Genomic DNA, 12,397 nt, shown 5'->3' with positions numbered 1-12,397 from the left:
GGTGCAAATTTATGTTAGAGTTTCGCACCTTTTTATCATTTATTTTAAAATTATGTCTTTCTATAAACTTATTGCAGATCACTTAAATCAATCCGGTTTTTACTACGAAGAACAGCAACTACAACGTACTGATATTATCGAATATATGGTGCTCGAGTCAGCCGGGGCATTACACCCCCTGCAAGGTAAACCCCTGAAGTGCATCTTCCGTCAAGGCCATACAAGTAATATTTTATTTCGAGACAATAAAAGGCGTTCCGCTTTGGAGTTCGGTCTTAATCCCAGTGTAAAAGAATCTTCACTTAGTGAAGATGAAAAAACTCAATTTATTCAAATTGTTAATCGAATAGAACATAAATTTCCCGAGAGTACGTTTGATAGCGAACATTATTTTTATAATAGTTTTCACACTCTCTATTCGGTTATTCTTCCCGACGATAATATTGAATTTTCCATCAAATCCTCCTCTTTATTTGTGGCAGCAGGTAATTTATTAGAGCTTGATTTAGAAGCACTTCTACTCCTTAGAAAAAAACTTGCTGTTTATAAGATTGCTGATAATAATCTCTCAGTTCTAGTCGATCGCTTGGTCGAAAAAATCAATAATCATTTATCAGAACATTTTGAACAACGTTCAATTCAACAGACCTTGCCTAAAGTGGAAGAAAAATTTGCAGCTATGTTGGCTATTGAAAGAGAAGAACATAAATTTAATCAGTTGCTGCAAATGCTCAAGTTTAAATTACATGAGTTGGCAGATAAAGGAACTAAAACTTATGAGCCTCATACTTCCGATGAACCAGCTCTATTAAATGATAACTTCGACCCCAATTACTCAACCGTAGCTCCTATTGCGCAATTATTAGGCGCAAGCCTGCTCGATGCTGGGACTAGTTTTTTCAATAATCCTCTTTCACAAAAAAGTTTTACAAAGTTCAAACAAACTTGTCACGATTCAATTCAAAGTGCCAAAGAAGAGTTTGGCAAATATCGCGGCTGGGCAAAGTGGTATAATGAACTGAACCCTATATTAAAATCACTTATTATATGTGTCAAAGCAATAGGCGGAATTATTGCAGGCTTAACTATTGCCCCGGGCATTTTGACTGCATTATATTGTGAACAAGGTTATCTAGGCACCTTTTTTAATACTAAAACAGACTCGCTGAGAAAATTAGAATCCTTTGAAAAAGCTCTTGTTTCTAAAGGCGGGATTTTTGATGAATTAAATAAAGAAATCCCCCATGTAGGAATGGCACTAAGTTAAGCTTGTTTAGGTATCACAATTTAATTTTATCTCTACAATACGCATTACAACGGAATAAGTTATACACTTTTTAAAGGGTGATAAAAATATGACTACCCATTAACAAGGAGAGTTTAAATGATACCTGTAAAAGGTTATGCAGCTCAAAAGGCCAAAGCACCACTGACCCCCTATTCATTTAATCGTCGTGAAGTTGGAAAAAATGATGTACTGATTGAAATCCACTATTGTGGTATTTGTCATTCAGATATTCATCAAGTGAAAGATGAATGGGGAGGATCCATATTTCCAATGGTTCCTGGGCATGAAATTATTGGTATCGTGAGTCAAGTCGGTTCCTCTGTCAGTAAATTTAAAGTTGGCGATCATGTGGGGGTTGGCTGCTTAGTTGATTCTTGCCGACGATGTGAAAGTTGTCATGAAGGGTTAGAACAGTATTGCGAAGGAGGAATAACTTTCACCTATAACAATTATGAGCCAAATAGTAACAACTTAGCTCAAGGAGGCTACTCGACCAAAATTGTTGTGGATGAAAATTACGTTCTTAGAATTCCAGAAAACTTACCTATGGATGCAGCAGCCCCCCTTCTTTGTGCTGGAATAACACTCTATTCTCCTCTGAAACACTGGCATATCGGTCCTGGAAAACGTGTCGCTATTTTAGGTTTGGGAGGACTTGGACATATGGGGGTGAAACTGGCTCATGCAATGGGCGCCGAAGTAAGCGTCTTGAGTCACTCTCAGAATAAAGAAGCCGACAGTAAACGTCTGGGTGCTGATCATTTTTTTGCTTCTTCAGACTCGAATACTTTTCCAAAATTAAAAAATTATTTTGATCTCATTATCTGTACGGTTTCTGCAAAAATTAATTGGGAAGATTACATCAAACTACTCAAACGTGATGGCACTATGGTGGTGGTCGGCATTCCTGAAGAGGCTGTACCGCTCAATCCATTTCCCCTGATTGCTCAACGGAGAAGCCTGGCTGGCTCCGTCATTGGAGGCATTGAGGAAACTCAAGAAATGCTGGATTTTTGTGGCCAACACAACATTGTATCGGATATCGAATTAATCCCTATTCAACAAGTTAATGACGCTTATGAACGAGTGGTGAAAAGCGATGTCCGCTATCGCTTTGTGATTGATATTGCCTCGCTATCTTAACTATTCTTGTAATTAAGTTCACCTTCTCCCCTAAGGGAGAGGGTATCGCCCAGATAAAAAAAATTTACGGTGCTGAAATGAGGGATGCGGTCCCAAATATGAATAAAATTAAAATAGTCAGAAAAATAATTATACATAAAAAGAAAAGCACTTTAGCGACCTTGGCAGATCTAGAGGCAACACCACGAAAACCAAATAATCCCGCAACCATGGAGATTAGCAAAAATATGAGCGCCCACTTCAACATAGAGATCTCCTTATCAGGATATTATTGTTCTTACCTTTAGATTATAGCCGAAAAAATAAGCACAATAAGACGATAGGACCCTGCATTATAATTACGTTTCAAAGAATCATAAGCCTGTAGCAATAGGGTTGACCCCAATATTGGGATTAATGCCGCAATCATCGAGGATTTTGAGTAAATTATTGCCTTTTTTAGTCAGTCGCTTGATGCAGTACTCTTCAAGATAACTTTTCAAAATATATTCATAATCGGGCAGGGTTAGAATTTTAAGTATTTTTTCCGCCATCTCTAAATGCCGCTCGTTCTCATAATTTAATGCTTGGAATAAAACACCCCCTAACATTGCCGCAATACTGGCTTTACGCACAGGATTGGCCAAATAAAAACGCTGGATGCATTCATCTATAGCCCGATCCTTATCCCATGCGACCCATTCATTATAAAAGGTCATAGCAGGATCTGAGTTTAAAAACCCGTTTTTCTCCAATTCTTGAATGGCATAAGCAACGGCTACAATGGCTTGTATATTGGCCCAAGAACAATTGCCGCTAATTTGCGAACTAATGGGAATCTTTGCTACCGGTACCAAGCCTAGTTGATGGTTAATCTTCTGATGGAAAAAATTTCTGGCTTGTTTTTTATAAAGAAAATTTTCTAAAAAATGAGCATTTAGTGCTTCTGGGCGAGTAATTTTATAGATATTAACACTTCCTTCCTGGAGACTGTTTTCACCGCGATCAATTTTAGCCCACCATTGACCAAAACGAATAAAGCCCATTGCATGCCCTCGACTTGCAGCGGGCAGAATTAACATAGGGACTTTTAATAAATCGTCGAGTCTTTGAATATGTTGTGCACTAAGGAACGGTAAGTGTTGATATTGTAACAGTTCTTCTGCAAGCGTAAACGCGTCCATGATTACATAAGCTAAGGGAAAATACTCACGTAAATGGCGGGTTGAATAACTATTGATAAAGCGTCTTAACGCATCTCTTATCACGGCAACGGTAAATTCAAGAATGAATCCTTCATAATCAAGTTCAATAAACTCACCTTTAGCATTAACTATATCTACATCACCTTGTAATTCAAAACGATGCCCAACCAATTTGCCATTAATAAAATCAAGGGCAAAATCAAGCTTTGCCCCATATTGATAAAGTAAATGTTTGAGCGTGTCTTGATTACGTAATACCGGATAAACCAATATAGAAAGCCCATTGCGGGTATACGCATTGGGATCTGCGCCATGATCTAAGAGCAAACGTGCCAATGCAACATCATTATTATCTACAGCCCAATGTAAAGGAGTTCGTCCGGTTACATCTCCTTTATTGACATCCACCTTTCGAGCAATCAATTGTTCGGCAATTTCTATTTGACGTGTGATAGCACACTCAATTAAGGGTGTAAAACCATATTCATCGATATCGTCCAGCGATTCACCTGCTCGAAGATAAGCTTCAAAATCAGGCATTCGACGACTGATTATGTCACTTGCAATAGTCATTAATAAGGACCTCTAGGTTTAGGTGTATTGTTAAATTTGGGCATATTACCTAAACGCAGTTGTTTTTCTTGTTCCTGATTGCGTAACTCATTATCAAACTCACGTCGGGCATCCGTATTCAAAGGTGGCTCAGGGTTTAAAGGAGAGTCCACGCCATCATAACGCTGACTGTCTAACGCGGGATGTTGTAAAATATTATTTTGCAACTCGCCTTCAGGACCTGGCGAAGGTTCATAATCGGAATGCTCGCGGGCTTTCACTAAGGCGATCCGTCGCTCGCCTTGTTGTTCAGCCAGACGCCTCTGTCGTTCCATTGCCTTGGTTTCGGCAACCAAAAAAGAAGTACTCTTCTCGATGCGTGTAGGTACGGGCAAATCCAAGGCTGATCTTAGCAAAACATATACAGCACCAATGCCACCATCTTTCGGAAGAGCGCTGTGAAAAGCAGTAACCTCTTTGATTTGTGGCAGCCAGTGATTAACTAAATTTTTTAATACGGGCGGAGTATTTCTAGAACTTGCTGTACCGTGTGTGATAAGTATGCATTGTTTATGCATCTTTATCTGTTTTTGGATAAACTGCAACAAAGCGTTACGGGCTCCCTCTGGTGATAAATCAGAAAGATCCAGTTTTGCTTCCCAGGCTATTTGTCCTGTTTTTAATTCATTAAAACGTTTGCCCGAAACACGAGGAGTAGCATAAGATAAAATACTGCTCGCTAGAACAGGTTCTTCAATATCATCAGTTAAATAATATTCATTTAGCATATTTCAAAAATCCAATTGTATTAATCAAAGTATAACTTAGGTTATAAAAAGTAGGAGGATTTTTTTAACGATCTGTTTGATCGAAATACTATGTTGGCATGATGAAGATCCTTCCCCCCCACCAAGAGGAGAAGGCATCGAAAAACCATTGAAACTATAAATACTCTCGTTGCAAAATTTCAGCAATTTGAACAGCATTAGACGCAGCACCTTTACGAATGTTATCTGCAACAACCCATAAATTTAATCCATTTGGATGAGAAATATCTTCTCGAATTCGACCAACAAATACATCATCCTTGCCAATCGCATTTTTTATTGCAGTCGGATAGCTTGTTTTGTTTACATTATCAATCACTTTAATACCGGGAGCTTTAGAGAGTATTTGCCGTGCTTTTTCCGCAGTTAAAGGTTTTTTTAGTTCTAAATGAATGGCCTCTGAATGCCCATAAATAACAGGAACTCTCACTGCGGTTGGATTAACCATCAGACTGTCGTCTTCCATAATTTTGCGTGTTTCCCACACCATTTTCATTTCTTCGCGGGTATAACCATTTTCTTCAAACTGATCAATATGCGGAATGGCATTAAAGGCAATCTGCTGCGGATAAACGTTCACCTGCGCTGGTCTGCCATTCAGAAGGTCTCCTACTTGGGAAACCAATTCGCTAATCGCTTTCTTGCCGGTCCCAGAAACGGATTGATAGGTGGCAACATTAATGCGGGTAATTCCTACAGCATCATACAAAGGCTTCAGGGCCACAACCATTTGAATGGTAGAACAATTCGGATTGGCAATAATCCCTCTGTTTTTATATTCAGCAATACGATGTGCATTAACTTCGGGAACTACTAAAGGAATATCATCTTCGTAACGAAAACAAGAGCTATTATCAACAACCACACAGCCACTTGCAGCCGCCTTAGGCGCATATTCTTTAGAAACCGACCCACCTGCCGAAAATAAGGCGATATCCGCTTTGCTAAAATCAAACTCAGCGAGGTCCAAAACATCCAATTGTTTGTTTTTAAATGTTATTGTTTTACCAACGGAACGAGAACTAGCTAAAGGATAGAGCGTCTTTATTGGAAATTTTCGTTCTTCCAATACGGTTAGAAAAGTTTCGCCAACTGCACCTGTGGCCCCAACTATGGCTACATTTAATTCTCTGCTCATTTATGACCTCTTCTATATGCTTATGAGCCCTTACGGGCACTTTCTTTCCCAAGTAAAAAAAGGGGGTATATCCCCTCTCCATTGAAGGGTGAGAATTCTGGACATTTTCCAATTATGAATTAGAAATCAATGCCTTATGTCTCAAATAATGATCCATTAAAACTAAAGCCATCATTGCTTCAGCGATAGGCACCGCTCTAATTCCCACGCAAGGGTCATGCCGCCCTTTAGTCACTACGGTTACTTCCTCGCCAAAAACATTGAGTGTCTTTCCCGGAGTTGTAATACTTGAAGTAGGCTTTAGCGCAATACTAACTTCTATATTTTGTCCCGTAGAAATCCCTCCTAGAATTCCTCCCGCATGATTGCTAAGAAAACCCTGGTGAGACATTTGATCGCGATGCACAGAACCTAACTGATTCACGGCTGCAAAACCTGCACCCACTTCAACACCTTTAACTGCATTAATAGACATCATAGCATAAGCTAGTGTGGCATCGAGTTTATCGAATACAGGATCTCCCAGTCCTACAGGTACATTTTTAGCAAGTACCTTGACGCGAGCGCCTACTGAATCCCCTTGGCGTCTTAATTGCTCGATCGCATGAGCAAGTTCCTGAATCTGCGTATTATTAGGGCAGAAAAAAGAATTATTATAAATCTCTGATTCATCTGCAAAGTGCAAAACCAGATCACCCATTTGTTGCAAATAACCCACAATTTCCAGGTTTAAATGATGCTGCAGATACAAGCGTGCAATAGCTCCGGCCGCCACACGTGCTGCAGTCTCTCGTGCTGAAGAGCGCCCACCACCACGATAATCCCGATGGCCGTATTTATGATGATAAGTAAAATCTGCATGCCCAGGACGAAATAAATTTTTAATTTCTTCATAATCCCGAGAACGTTGGTCTGTATTGTGAATCAATAAAGCTATAGGAGCGCCTGTAGTTTTACCCTCAAAAACACCAGAAAGGATCTGTACTTTATCCTCTTCTCGGCGTTGTGTTGTAAATTTGGATTGCCCCGGTTTGCGTTTGTCCAGAAAAGGCTGGATGTCTTCTTCTTTTAACAGTAATCCTGGCGGGCAACCATCAACCACACAGCCAATAGCCGGACCATGGCTTTCACCAAAAGTTGTTACTGTAAATAAAGTGCCAAAGGTATTACCGGACATTAAAGTACTCTTTTAGTTGCTGCTTCGTTAACAAAAATATCCCCTGTCCCCCATGACTCATTTCCAGCCAAGTGAAAGGAACCTGAGGATAGGCCTCACATAAAGCTGCTTCACTATTCCCAACCTCAACAATCAGAACACCTTCTTCATTTAAATAATCATAAGCGTTATTAAGAATTGTTTCGACAATGGCCAATCCATTATTACTCGTTTCCAAAGCCAACACAGGCTCATGACGGAATTCGTCAGGTAAGGTTTGCATCTCTTCCTTACCTACATATGGAGGATTACTTACTATTAAATCATAGCCTACCTTGGGCACTTTCGAGAAACAATCTGATTCAATTAAATTAAGTTGCTCTTCGACACCGAGTTGTTCACGATTGATTGCAGCAACAGCCAGTGCTTCACTAGAAATATCCACTGCATCGACTTGAGCTTCCGGAAAAGCATAGCAACAGGCAATCGCAATACATCCGCTGCCAGTACATAAATCTAAAATACGATGTACTTTCTCTGCATTGACCCAGGGAGAAAATTCATTTTTGATCAGTTCTGCTATGGGAGAGCGAGGAATGAGAACCCGTTCATCCACATAAAATGGAATATCACAAAAATAAGCTTCTTTGATTAAATACGGGACGGGTACTCGTTGATTAATCCGTTTTTCCAATTGCTGATGTAAATGTTTTTTCTCACTAGTAGTTAAGCGTGCATTAAGCCAATTTGATTCTAAATCGTAGGGCAAAAATAAACTTCTCAAAATCAAGGAATGCATATCATCCCAAGCATTATCCGTGCCGTGACCATAATACAAATTCGCATTCATTGCGCAGGACACACTAAAACGTAAAAAATCCAAAATGGTGTCTAATTCTTCCGTTTCTTTAAGTATATAATTGCTCATGGGATTACGATTCTCATCCAGAAAAAGTACAAATTGTACCCTATGTTAAACAACAAATGTAGCCTCAGGGCCACACAGTTTAATTTAAATAGTAGAAGTTAGACCCCACTTACATCTACCGCATTCAAATCCAAGGTACAATCGCCCTCTACCTGAGTTATACTTCTTTTATCACTTAATCATTTCTAGTAAAAAATGGCTGATGATTTTTTATCCGATGAAGACAAAGCCCTGTTCCGTGAACACATGAGCTCGGTAAAACCATTAAATGAAAAAACCCAGCGGGTAAAAACTTCTGAACCTAAGCCTTCAATTCCCATCAAAAAGAGCAAATTGTCAGTCACACCCGTAATAAAAGAATATTACTTGTCCGATATGATTGTGGACACGGTACTTTCTGAAACCACCCTTTCCTATTCACATCCAAGTATTTCCCACCAGCGATTAAAAGCATTAAGAAATGGACAAATTCTCTGGGAAGCACGGTTGGATTTACATGGTTTAAAAGGCGAAAAAGCGAAGGACATCTTGTGCCAGTTTATTCAAACCCAGGCCGAACAGGGTAAACGATGTCTATTAATAATTCACGGCAAAGGAGGCCATCTCGGTGCACCACCCGTAATTAAAAATTTACTGAACCGTTGGTTGCCTCAATTCGAGGAAGTTTTAGCTTTCCATAGCGCCTTACCAAAGGATGGTGGGAACGGTGCAGTCTATGTACTGCTTAAAAAACAGCGCTAACCACACCCTGGTTGGCACCATCCCTTAACCCGAGTTTGGTTGTGCTCAACCAATGCTATTTTTATATAGTTCGTTTACTTGCGTTCATGCCCTATTCTGAGGATAATTCGCTACATAAATAAAATATCAAGAGAGAACATGGAACATTTAGGTCAATTTATCATAAATCATTGGCAGTTATGGCTTGCCCTTATTGTGGTTTTATTACTTATATTCATCAATGAGTTGTTTACACAGAAAAAGAAAGCAAAAGAACTGACTCCTCAGGCAGCTGTTGATTTGATCAATAATGAGAATGCTGTAGTCATCGATTTGCGTGACAAAGATGCCTTTAAACAAGGACATATTATTGATGCGATCAATGCCAAAAACGAGGATTTTGAACAACAGAAAATGGATAAATATAAAAATACCCCCCTTATCCTAATTGCTACACGAGCAATGGAAGCCCAAACTCTAGCCAACAAAATTCGCGCCCAAGGGTACCAACCGCATGTACTTAGCGGCGGAATTACTGCCTGGCAAAATGCAGAATTACCCTTGGTTAAAGGAAAATAGATTATGGCAGAAATAATTATGTACAGTACGGGTTATTGCCCCTACTGTGTCAAAGCCAGAGAATTATTACACCATAAAGGTACTTCATTTACTGACCTTCGCATTGATTTACAGCCCGAATTACGTCAGGAAATGATAGCTAAAAGCGGAAGACATACCGTACCGCAAATTTTTATTAATGGCCAACATGTCGGTGGCTGCGATGATTTATATGCCCTGGATGCCCAGGGAACACTCGATCAATTACTAAGAGGATAGCAATATCATGAGCGAACAAGCAAACCCAGCGCAAAACCAAAATGAAACCCAATTCATGATTCAAAGGATTTATATTAAAGATTTATCTTATGAAACGCCGAATACACCTGCTGTGTTTCAACAACAATGGGAACCTGAGTTAAACCTCGAACTCAATACTTCCAACACCAAACTGGAAGAAGGTGTTTATGAAGTAGTATTAACAGTAACTGCCACCGTAAGCAACCAAAAAGCAACTGCATTTCTTGTAGAAGTAAAACAAGCAGGTATTTTCACCATTCAGGGTGCTCCAGCCAATCAACTGGATCATATATTAAACAGCTTCTGCCCCAATATTTTATTCCCATATGCCCGTGAAGCAATTACCTCACAGGTAATTCGTGGCAGTTTCCCTCAACTGGTATTGGCACCTATTAATTTTGATGCGTTATACATGCAACAAGTTGCAGAAAAACAAAAAGAAGGCCAAGCTTAAAAATACTAAGTATGAACTAAAGTATTGTTTGCCCGGGTTTAGGCAAAGCCCTAACCCGGGAGTGGGAATAAGAATTCTATTTTTTCAACTCAGATACTACGCTTATCTCGCTAACCAATACACTCCTTTTTAAGAGCATAAAATGAACCAAAAAAACATTGCCATATTAGGTGCTGGCTCTTGGGGAACTGCGGTGGCAATTCACCTAGCCAAAGTGGGACATCGTGTTTTGTTGTGGGGACATGATCCGCAGCAAATTGCTCTTATGACTGAGAAAAAAACAAACTCACGCTATTTACCTGATATTGGTTTCCCTAAAACTTTAGAACCTTCAACTGATTTTGATCAGTGCATGAACGAAGCCAATTTCGTTATTATTGCTGTTCCTTCCCATGCTTTTGGAGAAATTATCAGCAAAATAAAAAAACCACCTCAAGGACTTGCTTGGCTGACTAAGGGTATTGATCCACAAAGCCATCAATTATTAAGTGATTTAGTGAGTCAAGCTTTTGGTCCTACTTTTCCTAAGGCAATTATTTCAGGTCCATCATTTGCCAAAGAAGTAGCTCACTTCCTGCCCACTGCAGTGACTTTAGCTTCCAATAATGCGCAATATCAAAAAGAGGTGCGTGCGTTACTTCATCATGATAACCTCCGTGTGTACTTGAGCGACGATCTCATCGGCGTGCAAATTTGTGGTGCTATTAAAAATGTCTTGGCCATTGGCTGTGGGATCAGTGACGGCTTAGGATATGGTGCGAATGCAAAAGCCGCATTAATTACCCGCGGACTGGCCGAAATGGAGCGCCTAGGATTAGCTTTGGGAGCACGAGCAGAAACTTTTCTTGGTCTAGCCGGTGTCGGCGACTTAGTTTTAACTTGTACCGATGATCAGTCCCGAAACCGCCGCTTCGGCTTACTTTTAGGACAAAATATCAGCATCAACGATGCAGAACAGCAAATTGGCCAAGTCGTAGAAGGGAAATATAACGCTTCGCAAGTATGCTTCCTCGCCAAACAACAGCAGGTAGAAATGCCCATCTGTGAACAAATTAATGCACTGCTACAAGGAAAAATTAGTCCAAAACAAGTGGTCCAAAATCTAATGAGTCGGCCACCCAAGGAAGAATAAATTTGGAGCGACGACATCGCCGACTATGTCATTCCCGCGAAAGCGGGGACGAAATTTTTTAAATAGTATGCAGCGTTGCCAAAATGTACAGTGAAATTACGTTTAGCCTTTAACATCCACTAGCTCGATATCCTCAGAGGACAAGCGATCGCCCAAAAATATTTCGCCAACAATCTGAAAACGCTTGATTGAGTCGGTTACTAAATAACTTACCGAACGTCCCAAAGAAGGAGCATCACTCAACAAGTCCTGCTTTTCAAGCAATTGATACAGGGCCTGGGAAGTGGCATGAGCTGAATCGACTATAGTGACTCCTTTAGGTAACAAGTCGCTCAACAAAGTCTTAAAAACAGGAAAATGGGTACATCCCAGGAGCACTGTATCTTCATTGGTAAAACCATCCAGGTAATGTTTTAACGCTTCGCGGGCTACTTGATTGTTGACCATCCCTTCTTCTGCTAAGGCAACTAAAACACTGCATGCGCGCGTATTAATGATTGCTTGGGGTAAGTGTTGCGTGATTAATTGTTGGTATGCATTGGAGGCAATCGTTGTTTCGGTAGCTAAAACAATTATGCGTTTGTTTTCAGTTGCCGAAACGGCTGCCGCGGCACCGGGTGCAACCACACCAAGCACCGGCATACCGGGTAACATTTCCTGTAAATACGGTAAGGCGGCTGTAGTAGCGGTATTACAAGCAATTACCAAAGCCTTAATCCGCCGCTCTACCAACAATTTTGCCATTTGCATGGCATATTGTTTTACCGTATCTGGACTTTTAGTCCCATAAGGAAGTCGAGCTGTATCCCCCAAATAGATAAACGATTCTTGCGGTAAGCTCTCCCGCAATGCACGTAAAACCGTTAAGCCGCCCATCCCTGAGTCAAATACACCAATCGCCAGTTGGTTTGAATTCAATTGTATAACCCCCTGTATGAATTTTATTTCGTAAAATTCTATACCATAAGTTAATAGGTTTATTTAATTCTCGTGTAGAGCCTTTCCCAGGTCTCTAAT

The 12,397-nt window shown here is 40.2% G+C and carries 14 protein-coding genes; 7 read left to right on the top strand and 7 right to left on the bottom strand.

What is annotated here, in order from left to right; genetic code table 11:
- The first annotated feature begins 52 nt into the window (after positions 1-52).
- Complete coding sequence (locus tag HBNCFIEN_RS03330) at positions 53-1,267, top strand: hypothetical protein (RefSeq protein WP_182392672.1); 1,215 nt, start codon at positions 53-55, stop codon at positions 1,265-1,267.
- Positions 1,268-1,384: 117 nt separating this feature from the next.
- A complete protein-coding gene (locus HBNCFIEN_RS03325; protein WP_182392671.1) occupies positions 1,385-2,431 on the top strand; it encodes an NAD(P)-dependent alcohol dehydrogenase in 1,047 nt (348 codons plus the stop codon).
- A 64-nt stretch (positions 2,432-2,495) separates the two neighbouring features.
- Here HBNCFIEN_RS03325 and HBNCFIEN_RS03320 read toward each other — a convergent pair whose 3' ends face one another.
- The 6 genes from HBNCFIEN_RS03320 to prmB form a co-directional block, all read right to left on the bottom strand.
- Positions 2,496-2,678 carry a DUF1328 domain-containing protein gene (locus HBNCFIEN_RS03320; protein ID WP_182392670.1) on the bottom strand — a complete coding sequence of 61 codons (183 nt, stop codon included), beginning with the start codon at positions 2,676-2,678 and terminating at the stop codon, positions 2,496-2,498.
- A 106-nt stretch (positions 2,679-2,784) separates the two neighbouring features.
- Positions 2,785-4,188, bottom strand: coding sequence for a Dot/Icm T4SS effector AnkH/LegA3 (gene ankH / locus HBNCFIEN_RS03315; RefSeq protein ID WP_182392669.1), 1,404 nt, complete (start codon positions 4,186-4,188; stop codon positions 2,785-2,787).
- Complete coding sequence (locus HBNCFIEN_RS03310) at positions 4,188-4,955, bottom strand: Smr/MutS family protein (protein WP_182392668.1); 768 nt, start codon at positions 4,953-4,955, stop codon at positions 4,188-4,190. Before HBNCFIEN_RS03310 ends, ankH begins: the two co-directional genes overlap by 1 nt.
- A 154-nt stretch (positions 4,956-5,109) precedes the next feature.
- Complete coding sequence (locus HBNCFIEN_RS03305) at positions 5,110-6,132, bottom strand: aspartate-semialdehyde dehydrogenase (RefSeq protein WP_182392667.1); 1,023 nt, start codon at positions 6,130-6,132, stop codon at positions 5,110-5,112.
- 112 nt (positions 6,133-6,244) lie between these two features.
- Positions 6,245-7,309 (bottom strand): chorismate synthase, encoded by a 1,065-nt coding sequence (aroC, locus tag HBNCFIEN_RS03300; RefSeq protein WP_182392666.1) that lies wholly within the window; start codon positions 7,307-7,309, stop codon positions 6,245-6,247.
- Positions 7,299-8,216: a 50S ribosomal protein L3 N(5)-glutamine methyltransferase gene (gene prmB, locus HBNCFIEN_RS03295; protein WP_182392665.1), complete on the bottom strand. Its 918-nt coding sequence runs from the start codon at positions 8,214-8,216 to the stop codon at positions 7,299-7,301. The genes aroC and prmB overlap by 11 nt, the downstream gene beginning before the upstream one ends.
- Positions 8,217-8,411: 195 nt before the next feature.
- On the opposite strand from prmB, the gene HBNCFIEN_RS03290 reads away from it, so the two are divergent.
- The 5 genes from HBNCFIEN_RS03290 to HBNCFIEN_RS03270 all read left to right on the top strand — a co-directional run bounded on the left by HBNCFIEN_RS03290 (position 8,412) and on the right by HBNCFIEN_RS03270 (position 11,380).
- The gene (locus HBNCFIEN_RS03290; protein WP_182392664.1) at positions 8,412-8,957 is read left to right on the top strand and encodes a Smr/MutS family protein; all 546 of its coding nucleotides are present in this window, start codon (positions 8,412-8,414) and stop codon (positions 8,955-8,957) included.
- A 138-nt stretch (positions 8,958-9,095) separates the two neighbouring features.
- Positions 9,096-9,515, top strand: coding sequence for a rhodanese-like domain-containing protein (locus HBNCFIEN_RS03285; protein ID WP_182392663.1), 420 nt, complete (start codon positions 9,096-9,098; stop codon positions 9,513-9,515).
- 3 nt (positions 9,516-9,518) lie between these two features.
- Positions 9,519-9,773: a glutaredoxin 3 gene (gene grxC, locus HBNCFIEN_RS03280; RefSeq protein ID WP_182392662.1), complete on the top strand. Its 255-nt coding sequence runs from the start codon at positions 9,519-9,521 to the stop codon at positions 9,771-9,773.
- A gap of 7 nt (positions 9,774-9,780) precedes the next feature.
- Positions 9,781-10,248, top strand: a complete 468-nt coding sequence (gene secB / locus HBNCFIEN_RS03275; protein ID WP_182392661.1) for a protein-export chaperone SecB — start codon at positions 9,781-9,783, stop codon at positions 10,246-10,248.
- 142 nt (positions 10,249-10,390) lie between these two features.
- On the top strand, positions 10,391-11,380 hold the full coding sequence (locus tag HBNCFIEN_RS03270; RefSeq protein WP_182392660.1) for an NAD(P)H-dependent glycerol-3-phosphate dehydrogenase: 990 nt from the start codon (positions 10,391-10,393) through the stop codon (positions 11,378-11,380).
- Between the two features lie 102 nt (positions 11,381-11,482).
- On the opposite strand, the gene murI is transcribed toward HBNCFIEN_RS03270, so the two are convergent.
- The gene (gene murI, locus HBNCFIEN_RS03265) at positions 11,483-12,298 is read right to left on the bottom strand and encodes a glutamate racemase (RefSeq protein ID WP_182392659.1); all 816 of its coding nucleotides are present in this window, start codon (positions 12,296-12,298) and stop codon (positions 11,483-11,485) included.
- Positions 12,299-12,397: the final 99 nt, after the last annotated feature.

Origin of the sequence: Legionella sp. PC997, assembly GCF_014109825.1 — a bacterium.
In the GTDB taxonomy this organism is placed as follows: Bacteria; Pseudomonadota; Gammaproteobacteria; order Legionellales; family Legionellaceae; genus Legionella.
This window is presented reverse-complemented; position numbering and strand designations above follow the sequence as displayed.